This window comes from Ruegeria sp. BB10, from assembly GCF_056535725.1.
In genome coordinates this window covers 91,548-114,364 of sequence record NZ_JBQFIW010000001.1, presented here as the reverse complement: position 1 = coordinate 114,364, position 22,817 = coordinate 91,548, and the positions used below count along the sequence as shown (strand labels likewise).

Genomic DNA, 22,817 nt, shown 5'->3' with positions numbered 1-22,817 from the left:
GGGGCACATGCCCCATAAACACCCCTGAATCACCGATAAAACCGCACTGCGACAAGAGTATTCCTATGACGATGTTAAGCAATCTGGCTCCGATCTCTGAACTGTACGTTTCGTACGAGTCGGCGCAGAAATTGAAAGTGGAAGCTGCCGACCTGACCAGCTGGGACCTGAGCCCGCGTCAGATCTGCGATCTGGAACTGCTGATGAATGGCGGGTTCAACCCTCTCAAAGGGTTCCTGAGCGAAGCTGACTACGACAACGTCGTCGAAAACATGCGTCTGGCCGACGGCACCCTGTGGCCGATGCCCATCACGCTGGACGTCAGCGAAGACTTCGCTGAGACCATCGAATTGGGTCAGGACATTGCCCTGCGCGATCAGGAAGGTGTCATTCTCGGCACCATGACCGTGACCGACCGCTGGACCCCGAACAAAGCACGCGAGGCCGAAAAGGTCTTTGGTGCCGATGACGATGCGCACCCGGCGGTGAACTATCTGCACAACGTGGCTGGCAAGGTCTATCTGGGTGGCCCCGTAGTCGGCATTCAACAGCCGGTTCACTATGATTTCCGTGGCCGCCGGGACACGCCGAACGAGTTGCGCGCCTATTTCCGCAAGCTGGGCTGGCGCCGCATCGTTGCGTTCCAAACCCGCAACCCCCTGCACCGCGCACACCAGGAACTGACCTTCCGCGCTGCGAAAGAGGCGCAGGCCAACCTGCTGATCCACCCTGTCGTTGGCATGACCAAACCGGGCGACGTCGATCACTTCACCCGCGTCCGCTGCTATGAGGCGGTTCTGGACAAGTACCCGGCATCGACCACCTCGATGTCGCTGCTGAACCTGGCGATGCGCATGGCTGGCCCGCGCGAGGCGGTCTGGCACGGCCTGATCCGCGCCAACCATGGCTGCACACATTTCATCGTTGGCCGAGACCACGCCGGTCCGGGCAAGAACTCGGCGGGTGAAGATTTCTACGGCCCCTATGACGCGCAGGACCTGTTCCGCCAGTTCCAGGATGAAATCGGCGTCGAAATGGTTGACTTCAAACACATGGTATATGTGCAGGAACGCGCCCAGTACGAACCGAACGACGAGATCGCAGACAAGGACAACGTCACGATCCTGAACATCTCGGGCACCGAGCTACGCCGCCGTTTGCGCGAAGGGCTGGAAATCCCCGAATGGTTCAGCTTCCCTGAGGTTGTCACCGAACTGCGCCGCACGTCACCGCCCCGCTCGGAACAAGGCTTTACCGTGTTCTTCACCGGTTTCTCGGGCTCGGGCAAATCCACCATCGCCAACGCGCTTATGGTCAAACTGATGGAAATGGGTGGCCGTCCGGTCACATTGCTGGATGGTGATATCGTTCGTAAGAATCTGTCGTCTGAACTGGGTTTCTCGAAAGAGCACCGCGATCTGAACATCCGTCGTATTGGTTACGTGGCTAGTGAGATCACCAAGAATGGCGGCATCGCCATTTGTGCGCCAATCGCGCCCTATGCCACCACCCGCCGCGCGGTACGGGAAGATATCGAACAGTTCGGTGCCTTCTGTGAGGTCCACGTGGCCACCAGCATCGAAGAATGCGAACGCCGCGACCGCAAAGGCCTTTACAAGCTGGCGCGTGAAGGCAAGATCAAGGAATTCACCGGTATTTCCGACCCTTACGATGTACCGGCCAACCCCGAACTGAGCGTCGAGACCGAAAATGTCGATGTCGACAACTGCGCCCATCAGGTGCTGCTCAAGCTGGAAAGCATGGGTTTGATCGCCGCGTCTTAAGCGCAGGCAATTCCATTCAGGCGGCCTCCGACTTTCGGGGGCCGTTTTTTTGTAGGCACGATTGACAAGGCGCTGGCCAATTGGTGCATTTGCCTGACCTGATTTGGACGCAACACGCCTATGCCCTCTGACCTGCCCACTATAGCCAGTTTCTGGTTTGGATCAGAACTAAGCTGGCTAGAGGCATTGTGCATCCAATCCTATCTGGATCGGGGTCACCGGTTTATTCTTTATACCGGGCACGAGATCGAAGGCGTTCCCGCAGGGGGCGAATTGAGGCCTGCCAGTGATATCTTCTGGCCCGCGCCGTTTGATATGCCTGCAGGTGACCGGCGAAGCGTCGCGGTTTTTTCCGACATTTTTCGTCTGCGGCTGATGCAGAAAACCGATTTTATCTGGGTGGATCTGGACGCCTATTGTGTCAGGCCCTTTGCCTTTCCATCAGCGTATATCTTTGGACAGTCCCATACCGGAAATTTCCTGACCGGAGTGTTGCGCCTGCCAGCAGACTCGCAAACGCTGGCGCATATGCTGGACTTTGTGACCACAGCCAACCCGACCCAGCCCTGGCGGGGCGGTCCGCTGCACCGGCGCAACCGTCAACGCATCCAGGACGGTGAGACCTGGGGGATCGAGAGCCTGCCCTGGGGCAGTTCCGGCCCCAAAGCCTTTGCACATTTCCTGCGCAAGACCGACGAGGACAACCATGCCATGCAAGCGGAGGTGTTTTACCCTCTGTCCAAGCATGATCTGTGGAAATTGCACAACCCGTTCACCCCGACCGCACAGATTGAAGGCGACATGGTTCATTCCGTCCACGTCTATGGTCATCAGAAACGGCTGATGGCACAGAACACGGGCGGTTTGCCGGTGCGCGGATCGTATCTGCAGCGGCTATGCGATCGGCACGGGATTGACCCCGAGGCCCGTCCAATTCTGCAAGAAGGCTGGTTGGCACCCGCTGGTTAGTTCGGGCCCGCGTCTAGTTCAGCACGCAGAAGGCGCACGGCTCTGCCCTCAAAATCCCCATATTCTGCTGCGTGTTGCTGGATCGCCTGCAGATGCGGCAGGCGCGCGGCAAAATCCTCGATTGATGCGGATTGGATCGCGCGCTGAATATCCTCTTTGGTTTCGCACAGGATCATACCAGAGGTATCGAAGAAATCGCCGATATTCGGGCAACCCCAATAGATCGGGACCGAAGAGCACAAGATCGCATCCGTCAGCTTTTCCGAAAAGTAATTCTTCTCACGCACGTTCTCGATCACCACAGAATAGCGATACGGTGCTAACCCGTCGGATTTGAGATCAAACGGAGTGTACCCCCGGCCCATGATATCAACATCTGCACCCGTTTCACGCACCCAGTCGATCACCGAATGGCGCAACTGATGCCCTACAAGATCGCGCTTGGCCGAAGCAATCAGCGAACAGGATTTGGTTTTCTCAACCTTAAGGTCCTGCCAGTCGGGCACCATCGTCACGCCATACGGCAGGAACACTGCATTCGGGATGTTGTGTAGCAGCACGTCATGAAAGGTCAGCACCCGGAAGAACCGCCGCCATGTATATCGCAGCATCCGATCATGTTTGGCGTGAATGGCCGAAGGCTCGCCCATCATCAATGAAATCCGCGCGCGGGTACCGCGACGCAAGCGCAAATGCACGGTCGAGTTCGGGTACATGATCAGGTGATCGGTGCGCTCCAGATCACCCACCGTCTTGCCGGTCAGGCGATCCGGGCACCCTTCGGGCCAGATCAGTTCGGACAGCGAAACCGAGGCCAGTTTTGGCCCCAGCCGATGCCCATATGGCAGGATGGCAATGGCAGGTCGTGTCATTGTGTTGTCTCGGGCAGATCAACCTGCCCCCGCATCAACACATGACCGCGCCCTGCGACTTTGATACCGGTCATCGCATAGCTTGGGCCAACGCGCGTCACAACGGCCTGACCCGGGCGACCCATGTCATGACCCTGTTCAGCGATAAAGCTGTCCTTGGTTATCATCCCGTATTTCCATAGATAAGCCGCCATGGCACCGGTGGCTGATCCGGTGAACGGGTCTTCGGGCAGGCTGGGCGGCGCCATCAACAAGCGCGAGAACGTATCGCCAACCGCAGTCGCACCCTGCAGCGTGACAAGGAACGGCTCTGCCATATCCGTGCCAGAAAACCCGGCCTCTGCTGCTACTTTACGCAACATCTCAAGGTTCAATTTCGCCGCGCGCAGGGCCTTGTGATCGCGCAGAATCGTAATGCAAAAGGGCAACCCGGTAGAGACAAACTGCGGCTGACAGATAATCGCATCCTCAGGCAAACTGACCGAAGCGGCGACCAGACCCGCAGGTACAAGATTGCCGAATTGTGGTGCGACCTGCGTCATCTCGATGTCATCCCCGTTCAATCGGATCGAGACAATTCCCGCACCAGTTTCCAGCGTCAGCGTGTCGCCTTCAACCATGCCACGGGACCGCATCGCCGCGACAGTTGCAATCGTGGGATGCCCGGCAAAGGGAATTTCCCGACTGGCCAAATAGTAACGCACCCGGATATCGGCCACATCGGATGGCCCCGTAAAAGTACATTCAGCCAGAGAGGTCTCGCGCACGTAAGCCGTGCAAACATCCTCGGGCAAGTCAGCGCCGTCAAAAACCACGGCGCAGCCATTGCCGCCAAAGGCGCGATCACTGAAGGCGTCTACCCAATCGAAATCGAACCAGCTCATCCGCAAAATCCCCTGATGCAGAGTAAATCAGCCGGGCAATTCATGCCGGTTCGTATGTGTCGCGCTTGTTGTTGGGATTGTCACGCCGAAAAATAACCGGCGGGGCCGTTCAGTGAACGGCCACCGGTGACAGATCGTGTTCACGGGCCAGGAAAAAGGCCATCTTACGATCAGTCACAAGCGCAAGCTGCTGGCCATCGGAATCGTGAACCGCGTACAACTGATCCAGATCGCCTGCCTTATCCCGGACATCGCGCGGCAGATCGGCAACATCGACGGTTTTCACATAAACGATGCGGTCGCCTTCGGCGTTATATTCAATCGGTGTATTCATAGCTCTTACCCCTTTTTTATGTTGATCGTTTGCACCACGGTCTCAGGCACGGCGCGGGTCAGGTCCACATGCAGCAGACCGTTCTCCATGATCGCCTCGCCCACCTCGACACCATCGGCCAGCACGAACATGCGCTGGAATTGACGCGCGGCGATGCCGCGGTGCAGAAAAATGCGCCCCTCGCTGTCGTCGCGTTGACGCCCCCGGATCACAAGCTGGCGATCCTCGATTGTGATCGACAAATCCTGTTCCGCGAACCCAGCCACAGCCAGGGTGATGCGGTATGAAAAGTCCGAGGTCTGCTCAATATTATAAGGCGGGTAGCCTTCGTTACCGGCCTTTGCAGACCGTTCCAGAAGACGTTCCAACTGCTCGAACCCCAAAAGATGCGGGTATGAGCCAAGAGTAAGTTTTGACACGTATTCTCGTCCTTTTTTTGCCAAAGCGACGTGTGATGCGGCCCCGTTCCGGCAACCGCGTATAATAGAATATGGGATTATGCCGTGATGTCCACAAGGTCTGGCCGGATAAACCCTGACACACTATCTTGTGTCACAAGCACCACAAAAGGCACTGAGTCGCTCATGAATGCGCCAACAGATCTTTCGATGAAAACAGATGAGGTTTTGCGGGTTGAACTGGAGGTTTTTCGCCGCCAACACCGTGATCTGGACGAAGCGATCGAGGCGCTGCAGTCCACCGGCACAGCCGATCAGTTGACGATTAAGCGACTGAAAAAGCAAAAACTTCGCCTGAAGGACATCATTCGCCTGATCGAGGACCGCTTGACGCCGGACATCATTGCCTGAAAACTCCGCCACTCGGTTCACACGCACATTCAAGGCGCTTATGAACCGAGTTTTGCAGTGTTACGTCATATTCAAACGGATGACATCTGTTTCAAGGTGAAACATTTGCGTTCGCGCAGAAGAAATTGGTCGGATCGTATTTCCGCTTAACTTCTTTCATTTGATCAAGATTTTCACCAAATGCCGTCTCTATCGCGCTGTCTTCATCGGCGCCCAGATAGTTCAGATAAGTTCCGCCCGTGGAATAGGGCGCAATTGCATCATGCATGGACCGCGCCCAGGCAATCTGATCCGCGTCATCCGCTGGATCAGTCCACAGCGGTAGTATCGCAATCAGATAGTCGTGACCGCGTTGCGCAAAGGCGTTGTCCCCATTTGATTTGGACTTTGCTGCGCCAGCGCAATGTTCGATCAGAATGCCCGAACCGGGTATTGTCATCCCTTCGGATTGTGCAACGATCGTATCAATGGCCTCATCCGTCAGCGCGTTGAGATATGCAGATTTCCAGTAGTTCCGGCTGCCTGGACCATAGGCCCCATCCAGCATGCTTTGTTTGGCGGGGAACGGCATCTCGTGCAGGTCGACGACCAAAGGTTCTCCGATCTCCGTCAGGGGTTGGATTGCCTGACGCCCAGCTTCCTTATCGTCTCCAATCCAACACGGCACCATAGCTGTTAGCGGCGTTCCATCCGGTCCCCACAACAACCCCGCATAGACCGTCAGTTCATCAGGTGCCCGTGAAACGATATCCCGAAAACCTCGCAGCACTTCGGCGGCGTCGGCTCGGGGATATGCAATCATGCCCCCCAACACCGTAGACAGAGGATACGCCCTGTAAAGGAATGACGTCACGATGCCGAAATTTCCGCTGCCGCCGCAGATGCCCCAATAAAGGTCTGGATTCCTGTTCGCATTCGCAGTTCTGATCGAACCGTCCGCCGTTACGACTTCGGCCTCGATAACGTTGTCGCAGGTTGGCCCGTATTTTCGTGCCATCCAGCCGAATCCGCCACCCGTCGTCAATCCGCCAATACCTGTCTGCGATACGACGCCCAATGGCACAGCAAGGCCGTGAAGATGTGTTTCGCAGTCTACATCTCCCAACGTGGCCCCGCCCTGAGCGCGTACGGTTTGGGTTTCTGCATCAACATGGACCGCGCGCATGCAGGACAGGTCAATTACGAGGCCATCATCGCAGACGGCGCGCCCACCCACGTTATGACCGCCACCTCTTACCGATACCAGTATGTTGTTTTCAAACGCGAACCTGGCGGCCGCTGCGACATCGGCGGTGCCGTGGCACCGCAGTATTGCACCGGGATACTTGTCAACCAACGCGTTCCAAATACTGCGCGCACCGTCATACTCGGGGTCACCGGGCAAAATCAGTGCCCCGCGAATTTGCGATTTGAATGCCTCAATACTGTCCTGCGGCACGGCTTGGCCGTCCCGGTTTTTCAAAACTGTATCTGTCATGGGTACCTCCTCGGGAACCACTGTCCCGCGATCAAGTATACACTAATTCGAATGTATTTTCAGCAGGACGTCAGACGAGCCATACGGTCGCCAAACCACATTGCCTCTGGGACCGATTTAGCTATAGTGCGCGCTCTTTCAGACGGCAGGGAAACAAGCGGATGAGTGATGTGAAAGTGGGGATCATCATGGGCAGCCAGTCGGACTGGCCCACGATGAAGGAAGCCGCGAACATTCTTGATGAGTTAGGCATCGCGTACGAAAAGCGCATTGTCTCGGCGCACCGCACACCGGACCGCTTGTGGGACTATGGCAAGACCGCCGCATCACGCGGGCTGCATGTGATCATTGCCGGGGCCGGTGGGGCCGCGCATCTGCCTGGCATGATGGCGTCGAAAACACGGGTGCCGGTGATTGGCGTTCCGGTACAGACGCGGGCCCTGTCGGGCGTCGACTCTCTGTATTCCATCGTGCAGATGCCCAAAGGGTTCCCTGTTGCCACTATGGCCATCGGCGCCGCCGGTGGTGCCAACGCGGGCCTGATGGCGGCCGGGATTCTGGCCTTGCAGGATGACGCTTTGGCGCAACGACTGGACGCATGGCGCGATGCACTGTCGGCGTCGATCCCCGAGGAGCCCGTCGATGAGTGACGCATTGCAAACGGGTGCCAGGATCGGAGTTCTGGGCGGCGGTCAATTGGGCCGGATGCTGTCCGTGGCAGCGTCTCGTCTGGGGTTTGTGACCCATATCTACGAACCCGGCGCCAACCCTCCTGCCGGCCAAGTGGCCGATCGCGTGACCACCGCCGCCTATGACGATATCGATGCGCTAAAGGTGTTTGCCGGGTCGGTAGATGTCATCACATATGAGTTCGAGAACATCCCGACCGAAGCGCTGGACCTGCTTGAAGCGCACTGCCCGATCCGTCCGGGGCGAGAAGCGCTGCGCGTCAGCCAGGACCGGTTGACCGAGAAGAATTTCCTGCAGGGGCTTGGCCTGCAAACCGCGCCTTTCGCGGATATCACCGATCTGAACAGCCTGTATGCGGCGATCACGCAGATCGGTACGCCCGCAATCCTGAAAACGCGCCGGTTTGGCTATGACGGTAAGGGGCAGGCCCGTCTGCGCGCACCCGAGGATGCCGAAGCCGCGCTGGCCGATATGGCCGGGGCACCCGCGATCCTTGAGGGGTTTGTGGAGTTTAGCCACGAGGTATCGATCATTGCGGCCCGCGGGCTGGACGGTCAGGTTGCCTGTTTCGATCCCGGTGAAAACATACACCGCGATGGTATCCTGCACACCACAACAGTCCCTGCCCGTCTGCGCCCGGCGCAACGGACAGATGCCGTTCTGTTGGCCGCCAACATCCTAAACGCGCTGGATTATGTCGGCGTCATGGGCGTCGAACTGTTCGTGACGCCCGGCGGTCTGATCGTGAATGAGATCGCGCCACGCGTGCATAACTCGGGCCACTGGACGCAGAATGGCTGCGCCGTGGATCAGTTCGAACAGCATATTCGGGCCGTCGCAGGATGGCCTTTGGGAGATGGTCAGCGGCATTCGGACGTGGTCATGGAAAACCTGATCGGAGCGGACATGGACCGCGTGCCCGAACTAGCGCAGGAACGCGACGTGGCGCTGCATCTCTATGGCAAGGCCGAGGTTAAGGCAGGCCGCAAAATGGGGCATTTCAACCGCATTGCACGGTGAATCAGCCAACAAACCGCGCCGCAATATCACCTGACAAATAGCTAACCCGCCCGCCAGCCAGCGTGGCGGCTACGCGGCGGGTTTCGGCATCCAGTATCACCAGATCGGCGCGCTGGCCGGGGGCCAGCTTGCCCCGATCCTGCAAACCAAGGACACGGGCGGGGCCGGATGACACCAGCGCCCAGGCCCCGGCGAAATCCACCAAGCCAGACTTCGCCACCATCAGCGCCGCGCGGCGCGGGCTGGGATAGTGATAATCCGAGGCCAACGCATCGCAATATCCCATCGTGATCAGGTCAAGCGCGCTGACATTACCCTTGTGCGATCCACCGCGCACCACGTTGGGCGACCCCAAAATGATGTAATCCCCGGCCGCACGCGCGGCCTCAGCGGCTTCGAGCGTTTCCGGGAATTCCGAGATATGCGCCCCCCGCGCCCGCCAGTCGGCCCGTATTTGTGCAGTCGCGTCGTCATGGCTGCCCATGCGCACGTACTGTGAGTCCAAAGCCGCACATAGCGTGTCCAGCGCCGCTGGCACTTCGTCACGACGGGCGTGCATGGACAACAGCATTTCAAAATGCGTGTCTGGGTTTCGCCCGGCTTTCAGGGCTTGGCCGGTCAGACGCGGCGGCTTGCGCCCCTCGGCCAGACGGTCATGCGGCAGGTGGTCGTTGAACACGACATAGGGCACCTGCCAGTCCGCGATACGGCCGGGCAGGTCCGCATAGTCATCCAGCATGTGTGTCTCGAACCGCAACTGAGGCATCAGGTCGGTCACGACGCGATCCTTGACCGAGGTTATGGCGCGAAACACCTGATCCGCGAATTCCGGGCCACGAACCCCACCCTCCCAACTGTGAAACTGGGCCAGAACGGCGGTAGTGATACCATTCGCAGCCAATTCAGCCTCGACCGAGAGAATGCCTTCGTCCATCTGCTTCATCGCCCCGCGGCGTGGCGCGATATGGCGTTCGAACCCATCCCCGTGCAGGTCGATAATGCCGGGCAGAACAAGATAGCCGGACAGGTCGATCTGTCGCCCGGCCCGATCCGTTTGAATAATGCCATCCGCCAGAGACAGATCGGCGGGCACGAGGCCATGCTCCGGCAACAGCACCTCTGCACCGGTCAGGGTCAGATTCAATGCGGTCATTGCGTGGGCTCCGACTCGGGTTCCGAGCAATCCTGCCCGATACAGATTTCGTTGATGATATCCATGACGCCATCCAGCCAGGTGATCTGCGGATCGAATTGCCCGAATTCGATAAAATGCAGCGCCTGCGCCATGACGCGGGGATTGTTCATCATAAAAGTGTGCGTCACCGGAAGAACGATGTGATCCGTCATGCCGTCCACTTTTGTCGTTTCAATCGAGACCTTGCCGTCATCCTTGCCGTCGATCAGCGAGGAAAACAGCGGGTTCAGCGAGTTCTCACCCGCGATCACGCCCACCTCAAACTCAACGGATGGCAGGTTGCGCGGTATGCCCTCGGGGCCCGTGCCCAAGGCCAGCCCGGCGGGGCCATGCAGCATGCCGAACACCTCATACGCGCCCAGTTCATCCACAAGCTGACTGCCCTGATTGGGCGGGCCGAGCATGACCACACGGCCCAGATTTTCCGGGTGATGGTCCTGCAACCAATAGCGCAGCAGGATGCCACCCATTGAATGCGCCACCACGTTCACGGTCTCATCACCACAGGCCGCGAAGGCGTCCGGCAATGTCTGGTTCGCCAGTTCAGGTATCGGCAAATCGGTCGAAGGATAGCCGGGTCGGACAACGGTGTACCCGTGCGCCTGAAACAGTTGTTCCATCACTGTGAAGGACGCCTCGGTCCGCGCCAGCCCGTGTAAAAGCACCACGCATTTGGCCTGGGCCAAGGCGGGAACAAGGAAAAGAAACAGGGCAAGCAGATATCTCATAGCCGCCAGATAAGCGTTATCCGATTGCGTTGAAACCCCTAGCGCGGCTTCAGGCGCAGGACAGCCAGCGCGATGCCGCCCAGAACCAGCGCCGCGCCAAAGATCAGGCGCAAACTGGCGACTTCTCCCAACAACAAAACGCCAGCGAGGATGGCGATGATTGGTACGCTCAATTGCACTACCGCCGCCGTGCTTGGCGCCAGTTGCGGCAAAACCCGATACCATACGGCATAGCCCATCCCCGAGGTCACACCTCCGGAAAGGGCAGCCAGCAGGTAGCCAGCGCCACTCATCTGCCAACCCCCAACGGTCAGCATTAACGCTAGCGCAGTAACCGGCAGGGCTATAACGAAATTGGCCGCCGTTCCAGCAAGGGCGTCAGGCTCAAACCGCCCAACCAGCGAATAGACTGCCCATCCGACCCCGGCAGCTGTCATCAGAGCTGCGCCAATCGGGTCGACCTGTACTGCTCCGGACGGCCACAGGACATAGACCAGCCCCATAAGGGCGATTGCCGCGCCCCCCATCTGTCGCGCAGTCGGAGCATTGCCGGTTAACGACGTCACTGCGAACATTGTGATCTGCACAACGCCAAACAGGATCAGCGCCCCAAGGCCCGCATCCAACGTCAGATAGGCGATGGAAAACCCAATCATATAGAGTGACAGCGATCCTGCCCCCGCCAACCTGCGCCGGTTGCGCAATGGCAGACGACCTGACCTGAGCCAAACCAGACCGGTCAGCACCACTGCCCCGGACAACACGCGAATTATGGCAAACCCGGCGGGGTCGCTGGCACCGCTGTCTATGGCCAGACGATTCAGGATCGAATTCGCCGCAAAGGCGCACATGGTCAGAGTGGTGAGCAGAAACAAACGCATATCAACCGCATAGCGGTATCGCGAGCGTTTGCACACTCACTTTCCAGCGCGGCGTAGTGGTAAAAAGAAACGGGGCCGCCCAAAGGCGACCCCGTCAGTAAGTTCTATGGCGGTCCCTCTAAGCAATCTGGCCATAGGGCCAAGCGCTTGTCGGGATCGTCGGAATTCGCCGGGGCGAATTCGACGTGCTTACATCATGCCGCCCATGCCGCCCATGTCGGGCATGCCGCCTGCAGGTGCTGCGCCTTCTTTGGCAGGCTTGTCTGCAACCATGGCTTCGGTGGTGACCAGCAGGCCAGCAACCGATGCCGCATCTTCCAGAGCGGTACGGACAACCTTGGCCGGATCGATCACGCCGAACGAGAACATGTCACCATATTCTTCGGTCTGTGCGTTGAAGCCGAATGCTGCGTCAGCAGATTCACGGACTTTGCCCGCAACAACCGCACCGTCAACACCTGCGTTCTCGGCGATCTGGCGCAGCGGCGCTTCGATGGCTTTGCGAACGATGTTGATGCCAGCGTTCTGGTCAGCGTTTGCACCTTCCAGAGTTTCCAGTGCTTTACCGGCCTGAACCAGAGCAACACCACCACCGACAACAACGCCCTCCTGAACTGCAGCGCGTGTTGCGTTCAGAGCATCGTCAACGCGGTCCTTACGCTCTTTCACTTCAACTTCGGTCATGCCGCCGACGCGGATAACGGCAACACCGCCTGCCAGTTTGGCAACGCGCTCTTGCAGCTTTTCACGGTCGTAGTCGCTGGTGGTTTCTTCGATCTGAGTGCGGATCTGAGCAACACGTGCTTCGATCTCGGCTTTCTCGCCAGCACCGTCGACGATGGTGGTTTCGTCTTTGGTGATCTCGATTTTCTTGGCGGTGCCCAGCATGTCCATGGTGACGGACTCGAGCTTCATACCCAGATCTTCCGAGATAACCTGACCGCCGGTCAGGATCGCGATGTCCTGCAGCATGGCTTTGCGGCGATCGCCGAAGCCCGGTGCTTTGACAGCAGCAATTTTCAGGCCGCCGCGCAGTTTGTTGACAACCAGAGTTGCCAGCGCTTCGCCTTCAACGTCCTCAGCAATGATCAGCAGCGGCTTTTGCGACTGGATCACCTGCTCGAGCAGCGGAACCATCGGCTGCAGCGAGGACAGTTTCTTTTCGTGCAGCAGGATCATGCAGTCGTCGAGTTCTGCGATCATCTTGTCTGCGTTGGTGACGAAGTAAGGCGACAGGTAGCCACGGTCGAACTGCATACCTTCGACAACATCGGTCTCGGTTTCCAGACCTTTGTTTTCTTCGACGGTGATGACGCCTTCGTTGCCAACCTTCTGCATCGCGTCTGCGATCTGCTGGCCGATTTCGGCTTCGCCGTTGGCCGAGATGGTGCCAACCTGAGCAACTTCTGCCGAGTCTTTGACTTCGCGCGAGGCGTCTTTGATGCCTTCAACAACCTTGGCGGTTGCCAGGTCGATACCGCGCTTCAGGTCCATCGGGTTCAGGCCCGCTGCAACCTGCTTCAGGCCTTCGCGAACGATTGCCTGCGCAAGAACGGTTGCGGTGGTGGTGCCGTCGCCGGCTTCGTCATTAGTGCGGCTGGCGACTTCTTTCACCATCTGCGCGCCCATGTTTTCGAACTTGTCTTCCAGTTCGATTTCCTTGGCAACCGAAACACCGTCTTTGGTGATGCGCGGTGCGCCAAAGGATTTGTCCAGAACCACGTTGCGGCCTTTTGGGCCCAGGGTCACTTTGACAGCATCGGCCAGGATGTTCACACCTGACAGCATGCGGTTGCGGGCATCGGTGTCGAACTTGACGTCCTTAGCAGCCATATTGTCTCTCCTTGAGAAATAAGTTGGAAATGAAGATCAGAGAAGCGCGCGGCTTACTCGATGATCCCCATGATGTCGCTTTCTTTCATCATCAGCAGCTCTTCGCCGTTGACCTGAACCTCGGTGCCCGACCATTTGCCGAACAGGATCTTGTCACCGGATTTTACAGCCATTGCGATCAGTTCGCCGCTGTCCTTGCGTGCGCCTTCGCCGGTTGCAACGACTTCGCCTTCGCTGGGCTTTTCTTTAGCGCTGTCAGGAATGATCAGCCCGCCTGCTGTTTTTTCTTCGCTTTCGGTACGGCGAACCAACACGCGGTCATGAAGCGGTTTCAATGCCATCTTTGCAGCTCCTTGGGCTCAAAGTTTATTTATCCTCCCCTCGCCGGATGGCGAGGCGTTAGCACTCGGGTGATGAGAGTGATAACGACGCATAGCTAGGGGGTCGCAATCCCCGAGTCAACAAGCTGTGATCGATTTTTTGCAACCGGGCTCAGTCAGGCTGTTCCCAGCTGTAAGCCCAGTGTTTCAGACCGTCCTGCCCGACGGCGGTCAGGTCGTAGACGCCCTTTTCCACCTTACCGAACCAACCGTAGTGATTGTCGCGCATCAGGCGAGTGGCCTCAGGAACGCCGGTTGCCTTGGCGACTTCGGACCCTTTGGTTGCCCCACATTCCGCCAGATGTGCCGCGCATTTCAGGGCGTCCTGACGATAGGCCGTGACGATCCCGTGTCGCGTGGCACCGCCTGCATTGGGATCGCCCTCAAGCCGGTCGAACTCACGCAACAGTCGTGCAGTCTTAGCCTTGGACTTGCGCGGTGCGTACGGGCCGGGATCACATTGCACCTCGACCTTGCCATCGGCCCGCACGGTGATCAGCCCCAACCCCAGCCGGCGACACAGCGCCAGATTGTCCTTCAGCGCCCGACGCGCGCTGCGGCCTTTGGGCTTGCACACCCCGATGTAAACCTGATCCGTCACTTTCAGCCGTGTGATCGCCTGATGGAACAATGCCAGCGAAAACCGCAGCTTAAGCTCGACGATGACCGGTTCTTCGCCATCCCGCACGGCCACGATATCAGCCGCGCCAACCTCGCCTTTGACGGAATAGCCCTGACGCTCTAACAGCGCCTTGATGGGGGGATAGAGATCCTGCTCTCGGTTCATGTTTGCATGCTATGCTATTTGCGACGGAATGCCAGACGCTAGGCGCAGCTTTCCAATCGGCCTTGCACCCATTCACCTGCCGAGGCAGTGTCTCAGCAACTCTGTTTTCAAAGGAAATTTCCACATGCGCATAATTCTGCTGGTGATCTGCCTGTTGCTGCCCGTCACGGTTCACGCAGCTTGCGAGGGGCGCGATCTAAAGGGCGAATTGTCACCTGCAGCCCACGCCGAGCTGAAAGAAACCCTGACCAACGTCCCATTTGCAGAAGGCAACCACTGGATCGCAACAAAGGGCACAACGGTGCTGCACCTGATAGGCACGATGCACCTGAACGATCCGCGCATGGATGCGATTGTCGCAAACCTGACGCCAATACTCAGCCAAGCCGATGCATTTTATTTCGAAGTAACCCAAGACAAGATGAAGGCCTGGGAAAAGGAACTGGCTCTGGACCCGAGCCCGATCTTGATTACGTCCGGCCCCACCTTGATTGACCTGCTACCCGAAGAGGCTTGGACAACCCTGTCTTCCGCCCTGGCCGAACGCGGCATACCCAGTTGGATGGGAGCGAAAATGCGCCCCTGGTTTCTGGGCATGACTCTGGCCATGCCTACATGCCTACTTCAGGACCCGAACGCCAATCATGGGCTGGATGCGCGTCTGACCGTTTTAGCCGAAGATCAAGGCATCCCTCAATTTTCGTTGGAGAGCATTGAGGAACTGATGACCATGTTTGAAATCCACTCGATTGAGGAACAGGTGGAATCGCTAGCGCGGTGGGTCAATTCGTACGAAACCAGCGACGATCAGCTGGCCACCATGACAAACTCATATTTCGAGGAAAATCACGCACAATCCATCGAACTAGGCCGTATTTTGGCGCGAGAGCATTCTGGCATGTCGCCGGAAGTGTTTGACGAAGAATGGCAGGCGTTCGAACAGCACTTACTGGTCGGGCGAAACAACAATTGGATGCCGAGGATTCTGGACATTCAAGATCAGACCGCCGTGATCGCAGTGGGTGCTGGACATCTAGGCGGCGCGCATGGATTGCTGAACCAATTGCAGCAGGCTGGATATATCTTGACCCGCGCGCCATTCTGATCGCGCTCGGCAAAAGACAGACCAACCGTCGCAGCAAGGATTCTGCCGGGTGACAACCCCGGCGGACCGCCCTATAAGGCGCGCAAATTATCATCCTCAGGACGCTGACATGACAACCCTTGTATTTGGCCATAAATCTCCCGACACCGACTCCACAGGTTCACCGATCTTGTGGTCGTGGTACCTGAACGAAGTCAAAGGCGAACAGGCCGAGCCCGTTCTGCTGGGCGAGCCCAACACCGAAGCCGCGTTCATGCTGCAGCGCTGGGACCTGCCCAAGCCGCGTATCATCGACGACGTCGAAGCCGACGCGCCGGTTGTCATCGTTGACACCAACAACCCGGCCGAACTGCCCGCCAGCATCAACAGTGCCGATATCCAAGCCATCATCGACCACCACAAGCTGGTTGGCGGGCTGGAAACCAAAGGCCCGATCGACATCACCGTGCGCCCGCTGGCCTGCACCGCCACCATCATGGTCGACCTGATGGGAGACGACGCAGCCAAGATGCCCGACGCCATCAAAGGCGCGGCGCTGACTTGCATCCTGTCGGATACGTTGGAGTTCCGCTCGCCCACCACCACTGCGCATGATCGCGAAGTGGCCGAGAAACTGGCTGCTGATCTGGGTCTGGACGTGTCGGCCTATGCCGCCGACATGTTTGCGGCAAAATCGGATGTATCGTCCTTCTCGGACGCTGAACTGATCCGCATGGACAGCAAGGAATACGAGGTCGACGGCACCAAGTTCCGCGTCTCGGTTCTGGAAACCACGGCCCCCGGCGTCGTGCTGGACCGCAAGGCCAGCCTGGCGGACTCGATGGTCAGTGTGGCCAGCGAGGACGGCGTCGATCAGGTGCTGCTGTTCGTGGTCGACATTCTGAACGAAGAGGCCACTCTGCTGGTGCCGAACGATCTAGTCAAAGGCGTGGCCGAGAAAAGCTTTGGCGCATCGGTCAACGGCGACGCCGTGGTCCTGCCGGGCATCATGAGCCGCAAAAAACAAATCATTCCGAACCTCAAGGTCTGATCTTTAGATCTTTCCAAAGAAAAGGCGCCCAAGTGGGGCGCCTTTTTTTGTTGAGGCATAGGATTTGCGCGATCCGCTTCCATTGCTACTCTGGTCAGGAGAGCAAGTAGCGGATCAGTTCCGACATATGAGTACACGCAAGTTCAGCACCACCCGAGACATCCTGCGGTTTGAAGGCAAGGACAGAGCAGCCTATTGGCGGCGCTTTGCGATGCTGCTGACCCTATCGGTTGTGATCGCTACGATGGGCATGCTTCGCGATTCAGGCGCGGTGGTGATTGCCGCAATGCTGGTGGCGCCGCTGATGGCCCCCATATTGGGCGTGGCAGCGGCTATGGTCATGGGTTGGCTGGGACGTGCGTTCTATCTGGCTCTGATTGTCTGCGGTGCGGCCATTCTTTGCGTATTGCTCGCGTGGCTCTTGGTCTATGTCGCAGATGTCCCGCGCGGCATCCTGATCCCCGATCAGGTCCTGGCCCGGACCGACCCCGGAACCGAGGACCTGATTGTTGCTCTGGCCGCAGGCGTCGCCGGTGCATACGTGCAAATCAACCGTTCCGAAGCCAGCTTGCTGCCCGGCGCGGCCATCGGCGTGTCACTGGTGCCGCCCCTGTCCGCCTCGGGCGTTCTGCTGTATTTCGGCGAACCGGGCGAGGCGTATGAGGCCGGGTTGTTGTTCGCCACCAACCTTGGCGCGATCATCCTGTCCGCCTGCGCGGTTTATATCGTGTACGCGGCCCGCTCGATGGTCTTCAGCAAAGGTCGCCGGAAACTGAACTTTACCGCCAGTGTGACTGTGACATTGGCCTTTCTGGCTCTTGTCGTTTTGCAGTTGGGCAAATCCACCTATAATCGCTATCTCGAAACCCGAACCGAAGCTCAGGTCGCACAAGCCATCCGCGATTGGGCAGACCCGGTGTCGGTCGAGGTCATCCGCATTGACGTAAACGCCAAACGCAAGCAGGCAGATATCTGGCTAATCGTCGACCTGCCGATTGAAGCGGCTTACAAAGTCTCCTCGGTCGCTGGATTGCTGCCGGAAAGCCTGCGCGAGACACCTTTGGTCGATGTCCTACAGGATCAACTGGGTCCAGGCTATCTGGTGGTGGTGCGGTTCCAAAACAGGATTGGCGCGCAAGTCATTCTGGGCACCGATGCCGTCCAGCAGGCGCCGGATGTCGACGAGATCAGCGAAGAAAACTGACCGACACAACCATTTAAAGGCGGCAATTGGCATTGCGGGATGGTCAAAACCCGTCAGCTTTGCAATAGCTGACGCAACCCTGCATTCAACTCGCCCGAGGTCCTCAATGACTCAGATCGTCCACGCCCTGTCCGACATATCCGACCGCTACAAAGCACTGTTCGTTGACCTTTGGGGCTGTGTTCACAACGGCATCACCGCCTTCCCCGAGGCCGTCGCTGCCCTCAAAGCCTATCGTGCGAAAGGCGGGATTGTCGTGCTGGTGACGAACTCTCCGAAACCCCGCGCGGGCGTTGCCCAACAATTGGTGCAATTCAACGTCCCCGAAGATGCCTATGACACCATCGCCACCAGCGGCGATTCTGCGCGGTCGGCGATGTTCCGGGGCGCCGTCGGAGAAAAGGTCTATTTCATGGGTGAATGGCAGCGCGATGCGGGGTTCTTTGAGCCGCTGAAAATACTGCACCACCCGATCCACATCGAACGGGTCCCGCTGGATGAGGCCGAAGGGATCGTCTGTTGCGGTCCGTTTGATCCGATGGCGGACCCGTCCGTCAACCGCGCGGATTTCCTCTATGCCAAGCAAAAGGGAATGAAGCTGCTGTGCGCCAATCCCGATATTGTGGTCGACCGGGGCGAGGTGCGCGAATGGTGTGCCGGGGCGCTGGCCAAACTGTATACGGAGATGGGCGGCGAAAGCCTGTACTTCGGCAAACCCCACCCGCCGATCTATGATCTGGCCCGCCGTAGGCTGCAAGAACTGGGCCACGACATCCCCGATGGCGACATTTTGGTGATCGGTGACGGCCCCCATACCGACATTCTGGGCGGCATGGGTGAGGGGATTGATTCTCTGTTTATCTCGGGTGGATTGGCTGCTGCAGAAACAAAAACTGAGCATCATCCGCACCACGAATCGCTAACTGACTACATCGCAAGGGAAAATATAAATCCCACCTATACAATCGGTCGCCTGAGATAAGCAGAAAAGGCTTGATTTTCTGCGCTTGCGAAGTAATAAAGTTGCCGAACACGGGCAACATTGATCCTTTTGTTGCTCAACGGATTCTAGTGAGGGCGACATGTTGGACAATCTTCCGCGCGGCACGATCTGTATTGAAGACATCGAAATGGGCATGACCCGTCACCTGCGCAAAGTGGTGACTGACGAAGATATCGAGATGTTTGCGCAGGTTTCGACCGACCGGAATCCGGTGCATCTGGATGATGACTATGCCCGCGACACGATCTTTGAGGGGCGCATCGCACATGGGATGCTGACGGCGGGCCTGATCTCGGCCGTCATCGGCGAACAACTGCCCGGCCACGGCACCGTGTATATGGGTCAGTCGCTGAAATTCCTGGCCCCCGTGCGCCCCGGTGACATGGTCTATGCCGAGGTCAAAGTGATCGACATCGACTTTGCCAAGCGTCGGGTGAAACTGGATTGCCACTGCGCCGTAGATGGCAAAAAGGTTCTGGTCGGCGAAGCAATGGTTCTGGCCCCGTCGCGCAAGTTCGACTGATCCAAAGCACAGCTTTACCAGCCTTGTTTCGTTCACCGGCCCGGTCCAGACCCGGGTCGGTGAACAATTTTGACAGCTCCTTAATTTGCACGACCCCGCGCAGTGGCAGCACTTTGCTGTGCCAGCTACTGGCCGCCACGGGTTGCGCAGGAAAACCGGATTCGTACTTTCATGCCCCGATCCTGGAAGAATGGATGGCGTATTACGATCTGGATCGCAGCGCGTTTCCGGATACAAAAAGCACCCTGCGCGCAATCTTTGCCGAGGCCATTCACCAGGGAAAAGCCGGTACAGACATCTTCGGATTGCGCCTTAAAGGCAAAACTCGGGCCTTCTTTCTTCAGCAATTGCGCACTCTATACCCGACCGCCGGGGATGACCTAGCCCGGTTGAAAGCCACCTTTGGCGAGGTCTGCTTCATTTACCTTAATCGCCGCAACAAGCTGGAACAGGCTATTTCGATTGTGAAAGCCGAACAGGCCGGATTGTGGCACCGCAACGCAGATAGGACCGAGTTGGAGCGTCTCACCCCACCTGCCGACCCGGTTTGCGATCCGATCTCCATCGCCCGATACATGGCTGAACTTGAAGAAGGGGATGCGGCCTGGCGTGACTGTTTCGCCGCGCAGCAGTTCACGCCACATATCATCCATAACGAACAACTTGAAAACGATCCAATTGGCGTTTTGACCGATGTACTATACCTGCTGGGGATCGATCCCGCGCGGGGTGCCGAGATCGCGCCCGCCACCGACAAGCTGGCAGACTCGAAAAACCGGGAATGGGCCAGACGTTTTTTGGCCGATCATCCCACACACTGACAATGCAATCAGATGCTTGAACCCGAACCGCAGTCCCGTTAGGCAGATGCTATGCGCATAATCCGTGATTTTCAGTTCATCGAGCCTCAGGACCGCGGCGCCAGCGTGGCGATCGGGAATTTTGACGGCGTCCACATCGGCCACCAGTCTGTGATCGAACTGGCCCGCAATGCCGCGCCGGATGCGCCCTTGGGGGTGATGACCTTTGAGCCGCACCCACGCGAGTTTTTCGCACCCGCAGCCCCGCCTTTTCGCCTGATGCGCTGCAATGCCCGTGCGCACCGGCTGGAAAAGCTGGGTGTCAAGAAATTGTATGAACTGCCCTTCAATTCCGCCCTTGCCGGGCTGACTCCGGAAGAATTCGCGTCGAACGTGATTTGCAACGGGTTGGGCCTGTCGCATGTGGTTGTCGGTGCCGATTTCTGTTTCGGCAAGGGGCGCAGCGGTACGGCGGATGATCTGGTTCGGTTCGGTCAACAAATGGGCTTTGGCGTCACCATCGCACCTTTGATGGAGCGGTCCGAGAATATCGTGTCGTCCACCGCGATCCGTACAGCGCTGACCGAAGGCCGCCCTCGCGATGCGGCAACCATGCTGGGCCATTGGCATCGGATCGAGGGTCCGGTGATCGGCGGCGAACAACGTGGCCGCGAGTTGGGCTTCCCGACCGCCAACATGTCCATCGAAGGTCTGCACCCGCCAAAATTCGGCGTCTACGCGGTGCTGGTCGATGTGTTGGACGGCCCGCATCAAGGCAGCTATCAAGGCGCGGCCTCGGTCGGGACGCGGCCAATGTTTGAGGGCGAAGTGCCGAATATCGAAACCTTCCTGTTCGACTTTTCAGGCGACCTTTATGGTGCGACCCTATCGATTGGTCTGGTTGAATATCTACGACCTGAATTGACCTTCGACGGGCTGGACGGGTTGATTGCACAAATGAACTCTGATTGTGACAAGGCCCGAACACTGCTGGCGACGCTATGACCGCCGATCCTATTGATCGCACTGGCCTGAGCCCCCGGTTCTGGGAACGCAAACCCCTAACCAAGATGAACGAGCAAGAGTGGGAGGCGCTTTGCGACGGCTGCGGCAAGTGTTGTCTGAACAAGCTTGAAGACGAAGACACAGGCGAGGTGGCCCTGACCTGCGTCGCCTGCCGTCTGATGGATGATGAGACCTGCCGCTGCACCCAATACGATATCCGCCACCAGTTCGTGCCGGAATGTATCGTGATGAAGCCCGACAATATCGACGATCACGCCTATTGGCTGCCGCAAACGTGCGCTTACAGGCTGTTGTGGGAAGGGAAACCTCTTTACGACTGGCACCCATTGATATCAGGTACGCCGGACAGTGTTCACGCTGCCGGAATCTCGGTTCAGGGGCGCACGGTGTCCGAGTTCGAAACACCCATCGAAGAATGGGAAGACTATATCATCGAGGAGCCCAGCTGATGTATTTTGCCTCTGACAATTCCGGGCCGGTTCATCCGCAGGTCATGACCGCTTTGAACGAAGCAAATCAGGGCTATCAGATGGCCTATGGGGCCGACACACTGATGAATGAGGTGCGCGATCGAATTCGCGGCATCTTTGAAGCGCCCGGTGCTGCGGTGTATCTGGTAGCCACCGGAACGGCGGCAAACTCGCTGGCATTGGCAACCCTGGCACAGCCGTGGGAGACGGTGTTCTGTTCGCCCGTCGCCCATATCCACGAGGATGAATGCAACGCGCCGGAATTCTACAGCGGCACCAAGCTGACGTTGGTACCCGACGGCGACAAGATGGATCCCGAAGCGCTGCGCCGTTCCATTCTGGCCGAAGAAACCCGCGGTGTGCATGGTCCGCAACGCGGACCGGTTTCGATCACCCAGGTGACCGAGCGCGGCTCGGTCTATTCGCTGGAGGAGTTGCAGGCATTGTGCGGCGTAGCAAAGGAGTTTGACCTGCCCGTCCATCTGGATGGAGCTCGGTTCACAAACGCTTTGGTCGCGCTGAACTGTTCTCCGGCTGAAATGACGTGGAAAGCGGGCGTCGATGCGGTCAGCTTTGGCGGCACCAAGAACGGTTTGATGGGGGTCGAGGCAGTTGTCTTCTTTGACGAATCCAAAGCCTGGGAGTTTGAACTGCGGCGCAAGCGCGGTGCGCATCTGTTTTCAAAACATCGCTATCTGTCCGCACAGATGGCAGCCTATTTGCAGGATGACCTGTGGTTGACTATGGCACGTAAGGCCAACGCCAATTGTGCCCACCTGGCCGACGGCCTGCGCGCCAAGGGCGCGACTTTCCTGCACGAGCCGCAGGCCAACATGGTGTTCGCCCAGTTTTCCCGCGCCCGGCACAAGCAACTGCATGAGGCCGGGGCGATCTACCACCTTTGGGGGGCCGAACTTGACGGGGCAAGTGACGAAGAGACGCTCGCCTGCCGTCTGGTCTGTGACTGGTCGATCAGCAGCGACGATATCGACCGTTTCCTCGACCTGCTTTGA

At 58.2% G+C, this 22,817-nt stretch carries 25 protein-coding genes; 14 read left to right on the top strand and 11 right to left on the bottom strand.

The window, feature by feature from the left end; all coding sequences use genetic code 11:
* The first annotated feature begins 65 nt into the window (after positions 1-65).
* Positions 66-1,784: a bifunctional sulfate adenylyltransferase/adenylylsulfate kinase gene (locus ACR3EP_RS00565; RefSeq protein ID WP_170347849.1), complete on the top strand. Its 1,719-nt coding sequence runs from the start codon at positions 66-68 to the stop codon at positions 1,782-1,784.
* A gap of 120 nt (positions 1,785-1,904) precedes the next feature.
* Positions 1,905-2,753 (top strand): hypothetical protein, encoded by an 849-nt coding sequence (locus ACR3EP_RS00560; protein WP_480635812.1) that lies wholly within the window; start codon positions 1,905-1,907, stop codon positions 2,751-2,753.
* On the opposite strand, the gene ACR3EP_RS00555 is transcribed toward ACR3EP_RS00560, so the two are convergent.
* The 4 genes from ACR3EP_RS00555 to ACR3EP_RS00540 form a co-directional block, all read right to left on the bottom strand.
* Positions 2,750-3,625, bottom strand: a complete 876-nt coding sequence (locus ACR3EP_RS00555; RefSeq protein ID WP_170347847.1) for a glycosyltransferase family 10 fucosyltransferase — start codon at positions 3,623-3,625, stop codon at positions 2,750-2,752. The genes ACR3EP_RS00560 and ACR3EP_RS00555 overlap by 4 nt on opposite strands.
* Positions 3,622-4,509 (bottom strand): PhzF family phenazine biosynthesis protein, encoded by an 888-nt coding sequence (locus ACR3EP_RS00550; protein ID WP_480635810.1) that lies wholly within the window; start codon positions 4,507-4,509, stop codon positions 3,622-3,624. Before ACR3EP_RS00550 ends, ACR3EP_RS00555 begins: the two co-directional genes overlap by 4 nt.
* A 109-nt stretch (positions 4,510-4,618) precedes the next feature.
* A complete protein-coding gene (locus ACR3EP_RS00545; RefSeq protein ID WP_170347845.1) occupies positions 4,619-4,843 on the bottom strand; it encodes a DUF1150 family protein in 225 nt (74 codons plus the stop codon).
* A 5-nt stretch (positions 4,844-4,848) separates the two neighbouring features.
* Complete coding sequence (locus ACR3EP_RS00540; protein WP_170347844.1) at positions 4,849-5,262, bottom strand: Hsp20 family protein; 414 nt, start codon at positions 5,260-5,262, stop codon at positions 4,849-4,851.
* Positions 5,263-5,427: 165 nt separating this feature from the next.
* Between ACR3EP_RS00540 and ACR3EP_RS00535 the strand changes: the two genes are divergently transcribed.
* Complete coding sequence (locus ACR3EP_RS00535; RefSeq protein WP_058280035.1) at positions 5,428-5,652, top strand: YdcH family protein; 225 nt, start codon at positions 5,428-5,430, stop codon at positions 5,650-5,652.
* A gap of 91 nt (positions 5,653-5,743) precedes the next feature.
* Here the strand turns inward: ACR3EP_RS00535 and ACR3EP_RS00530 are convergent, their stop codons facing one another.
* Complete coding sequence (locus ACR3EP_RS00530) at positions 5,744-7,129, bottom strand: FAD-binding oxidoreductase (protein WP_480635808.1); 1,386 nt, start codon at positions 7,127-7,129, stop codon at positions 5,744-5,746.
* A gap of 161 nt (positions 7,130-7,290) precedes the next feature.
* Between ACR3EP_RS00530 and purE the strand changes: the two genes are divergently transcribed.
* Together purE and ACR3EP_RS00520 are read left to right on the top strand one after the other, a co-directional pair.
* Positions 7,291-7,779: a 5-(carboxyamino)imidazole ribonucleotide mutase gene (purE, locus tag ACR3EP_RS00525; RefSeq protein ID WP_170347842.1), complete on the top strand. Its 489-nt coding sequence runs from the start codon at positions 7,291-7,293 to the stop codon at positions 7,777-7,779.
* Positions 7,772-8,839: a 5-(carboxyamino)imidazole ribonucleotide synthase gene (locus tag ACR3EP_RS00520; protein ID WP_480635807.1), complete on the top strand. Its 1,068-nt coding sequence runs from the start codon at positions 7,772-7,774 to the stop codon at positions 8,837-8,839. Before purE ends, ACR3EP_RS00520 begins: the two co-directional genes overlap by 8 nt.
* 1 nt (position 8,840) lies before the next feature.
* On the opposite strand, the gene ACR3EP_RS00515 is transcribed toward ACR3EP_RS00520, so the two are convergent.
* The 6 genes from ACR3EP_RS00515 to ACR3EP_RS00490 all read right to left on the bottom strand — a co-directional run bounded on the left by ACR3EP_RS00515 (position 8,841) and on the right by ACR3EP_RS00490 (position 14,643).
* Positions 8,841-9,992 (bottom strand): alpha-D-ribose 1-methylphosphonate 5-triphosphate diphosphatase, encoded by a 1,152-nt coding sequence (locus tag ACR3EP_RS00515; RefSeq protein ID WP_480635805.1) that lies wholly within the window; start codon positions 9,990-9,992, stop codon positions 8,841-8,843.
* Positions 9,989-10,762, bottom strand: a complete 774-nt coding sequence (locus ACR3EP_RS00510; protein ID WP_480635803.1) for an alpha/beta fold hydrolase — start codon at positions 10,760-10,762, stop codon at positions 9,989-9,991. Before ACR3EP_RS00510 ends, ACR3EP_RS00515 begins: the two co-directional genes overlap by 4 nt.
* 38 nt (positions 10,763-10,800) lie before the next feature.
* The gene (locus ACR3EP_RS00505) at positions 10,801-11,643 is read right to left on the bottom strand and encodes a DMT family transporter (RefSeq protein WP_170347838.1); all 843 of its coding nucleotides are present in this window, start codon (positions 11,641-11,643) and stop codon (positions 10,801-10,803) included.
* Between the two features lie 189 nt (positions 11,644-11,832).
* Positions 11,833-13,476, bottom strand: coding sequence for a chaperonin GroEL (gene groL, locus ACR3EP_RS00500; protein ID WP_170347837.1), 1,644 nt, complete (start codon positions 13,474-13,476; stop codon positions 11,833-11,835).
* 53 nt (positions 13,477-13,529) lie between these two features.
* Entirely contained in the window at positions 13,530-13,817 is a 288-nt protein-coding gene (gene groES, locus ACR3EP_RS00495; RefSeq protein ID WP_170347836.1) for a co-chaperone GroES, read from the bottom strand.
* A 151-nt stretch (positions 13,818-13,968) separates the two neighbouring features.
* Positions 13,969-14,643, bottom strand: coding sequence for a DUF2161 domain-containing phosphodiesterase (locus tag ACR3EP_RS00490; protein ID WP_480635801.1), 675 nt, complete (start codon positions 14,641-14,643; stop codon positions 13,969-13,971).
* A 124-nt stretch (positions 14,644-14,767) separates the two neighbouring features.
* On the opposite strand from ACR3EP_RS00490, the gene ACR3EP_RS00485 reads away from it, so the two are divergent.
* From ACR3EP_RS00485 to ACR3EP_RS00445, 9 genes are all read left to right on the top strand, one after another.
* Positions 14,768-15,748 carry a TraB/GumN family protein gene (locus ACR3EP_RS00485; protein ID WP_480635800.1) on the top strand — a complete coding sequence of 327 codons (981 nt, stop codon included), beginning with the start codon at positions 14,768-14,770 and terminating at the stop codon, positions 15,746-15,748.
* A gap of 109 nt (positions 15,749-15,857) precedes the next feature.
* Complete coding sequence (locus ACR3EP_RS00480) at positions 15,858-16,778, top strand: manganese-dependent inorganic pyrophosphatase (protein ID WP_480635799.1); 921 nt, start codon at positions 15,858-15,860, stop codon at positions 16,776-16,778.
* Between the two features lie 127 nt (positions 16,779-16,905).
* Positions 16,906-17,982, top strand: coding sequence for a DUF389 domain-containing protein (locus tag ACR3EP_RS00475; protein WP_480635797.1), 1,077 nt, complete (start codon positions 16,906-16,908; stop codon positions 17,980-17,982).
* A gap of 106 nt (positions 17,983-18,088) precedes the next feature.
* A complete protein-coding gene (locus tag ACR3EP_RS00470) occupies positions 18,089-18,964 on the top strand; it encodes a TIGR01459 family HAD-type hydrolase (RefSeq protein ID WP_170347831.1) in 876 nt (291 codons plus the stop codon).
* 100 nt (positions 18,965-19,064) lie between these two features.
* The gene (locus ACR3EP_RS00465) at positions 19,065-19,508 is read left to right on the top strand and encodes a MaoC family dehydratase (protein WP_058275996.1); all 444 of its coding nucleotides are present in this window, start codon (positions 19,065-19,067) and stop codon (positions 19,506-19,508) included.
* Between the two features lie 59 nt (positions 19,509-19,567).
* Complete coding sequence (locus ACR3EP_RS00460; protein WP_480635796.1) at positions 19,568-20,329, top strand: Stf0 family sulfotransferase; 762 nt, start codon at positions 19,568-19,570, stop codon at positions 20,327-20,329.
* A 51-nt stretch (positions 20,330-20,380) separates the two neighbouring features.
* A complete protein-coding gene (locus tag ACR3EP_RS00455; RefSeq protein ID WP_480635794.1) occupies positions 20,381-21,313 on the top strand; it encodes a bifunctional riboflavin kinase/FAD synthetase in 933 nt (310 codons plus the stop codon).
* Positions 21,310-21,783 carry a YcgN family cysteine cluster protein gene (locus ACR3EP_RS00450; RefSeq protein ID WP_480635793.1) on the top strand — a complete coding sequence of 158 codons (474 nt, stop codon included), beginning with the start codon at positions 21,310-21,312 and terminating at the stop codon, positions 21,781-21,783. Before ACR3EP_RS00455 ends, ACR3EP_RS00450 begins: the two co-directional genes overlap by 4 nt.
* Positions 21,783-22,817: a threonine aldolase family protein gene (locus ACR3EP_RS00445; RefSeq protein ID WP_480635791.1), complete on the top strand. Its 1,035-nt coding sequence runs from the start codon at positions 21,783-21,785 to the stop codon at positions 22,815-22,817. The genes ACR3EP_RS00450 and ACR3EP_RS00445 overlap by 1 nt, the downstream gene beginning before the upstream one ends.

Coding starts and splice junctions, on each gene's coding strand:
- ACR3EP_RS00565 (WP_170347849.1), top strand. CDS start 66: ATGACGATGTTAAGCAATCTGGCTCCGATCTCTGAACTGTACGTTTCG.
- ACR3EP_RS00560 (WP_480635812.1), top strand. CDS start 1,905: ATGCCCTCTGACCTGCCCACTATAGCCAGTTTCTGGTTTGGATCAGAA.
- ACR3EP_RS00555 (WP_170347847.1), bottom strand. CDS start 3,625: ATGACACGACCTGCCATTGCCATCCTGCCATATGGGCATCGGCTGGGG.
- ACR3EP_RS00550 (WP_480635810.1), bottom strand. CDS start 4,509: ATGAGCTGGTTCGATTTCGATTGGGTAGACGCCTTCAGTGATCGCGCC.
- ACR3EP_RS00545 (WP_170347845.1), bottom strand. CDS start 4,843: ATGAATACACCGATTGAATATAACGCCGAAGGCGACCGCATCGTTTAT.
- ACR3EP_RS00535 (WP_058280035.1), top strand. CDS start 5,428: ATGAATGCGCCAACAGATCTTTCGATGAAAACAGATGAGGTTTTGCGG.
- ACR3EP_RS00530 (WP_480635808.1), bottom strand. CDS start 7,129: ATGACAGATACAGTTTTGAAAAACCGGGACGGCCAAGCCGTGCCGCAG.
- purE (WP_170347842.1), top strand. CDS start 7,291: ATGAGTGATGTGAAAGTGGGGATCATCATGGGCAGCCAGTCGGACTGG.
- ACR3EP_RS00520 (WP_480635807.1), top strand. CDS start 7,772: ATGAGTGACGCATTGCAAACGGGTGCCAGGATCGGAGTTCTGGGCGGC.
- ACR3EP_RS00515 (WP_480635805.1), bottom strand. CDS start 9,992: ATGACCGCATTGAATCTGACCCTGACCGGTGCAGAGGTGCTGTTGCCG.
- ACR3EP_RS00510 (WP_480635803.1), bottom strand. CDS start 10,762: ATGAGATATCTGCTTGCCCTGTTTCTTTTCCTTGTTCCCGCCTTGGCC.
- ACR3EP_RS00505 (WP_170347838.1), bottom strand. CDS start 11,643: ATGCGTTTGTTTCTGCTCACCACTCTGACCATGTGCGCCTTTGCGGCG.
- groL (WP_170347837.1), bottom strand. CDS start 13,476: ATGGCTGCTAAGGACGTCAAGTTCGACACCGATGCCCGCAACCGCATG.
- groES (WP_170347836.1), bottom strand. CDS start 13,817: ATGGCATTGAAACCGCTTCATGACCGCGTGTTGGTTCGCCGTACCGAA.
- ACR3EP_RS00490 (WP_480635801.1), bottom strand. CDS start 14,643: ATGAACCGAGAGCAGGATCTCTATCCCCCCATCAAGGCGCTGTTAGAG.
- ACR3EP_RS00485 (WP_480635800.1), top strand. CDS start 14,768: ATGCGCATAATTCTGCTGGTGATCTGCCTGTTGCTGCCCGTCACGGTT.
- ACR3EP_RS00480 (WP_480635799.1), top strand. CDS start 15,858: ATGACAACCCTTGTATTTGGCCATAAATCTCCCGACACCGACTCCACA.
- ACR3EP_RS00475 (WP_480635797.1), top strand. CDS start 16,906: ATGAGTACACGCAAGTTCAGCACCACCCGAGACATCCTGCGGTTTGAA.
- ACR3EP_RS00470 (WP_170347831.1), top strand. CDS start 18,089: ATGACTCAGATCGTCCACGCCCTGTCCGACATATCCGACCGCTACAAA.
- ACR3EP_RS00465 (WP_058275996.1), top strand. CDS start 19,065: ATGTTGGACAATCTTCCGCGCGGCACGATCTGTATTGAAGACATCGAA.
- ACR3EP_RS00455 (WP_480635794.1), top strand. CDS start 20,381: ATGCGCATAATCCGTGATTTTCAGTTCATCGAGCCTCAGGACCGCGGC.
- ACR3EP_RS00450 (WP_480635793.1), top strand. CDS start 21,310: ATGACCGCCGATCCTATTGATCGCACTGGCCTGAGCCCCCGGTTCTGG.
- ACR3EP_RS00445 (WP_480635791.1), top strand. CDS start 21,783: ATGTATTTTGCCTCTGACAATTCCGGGCCGGTTCATCCGCAGGTCATG.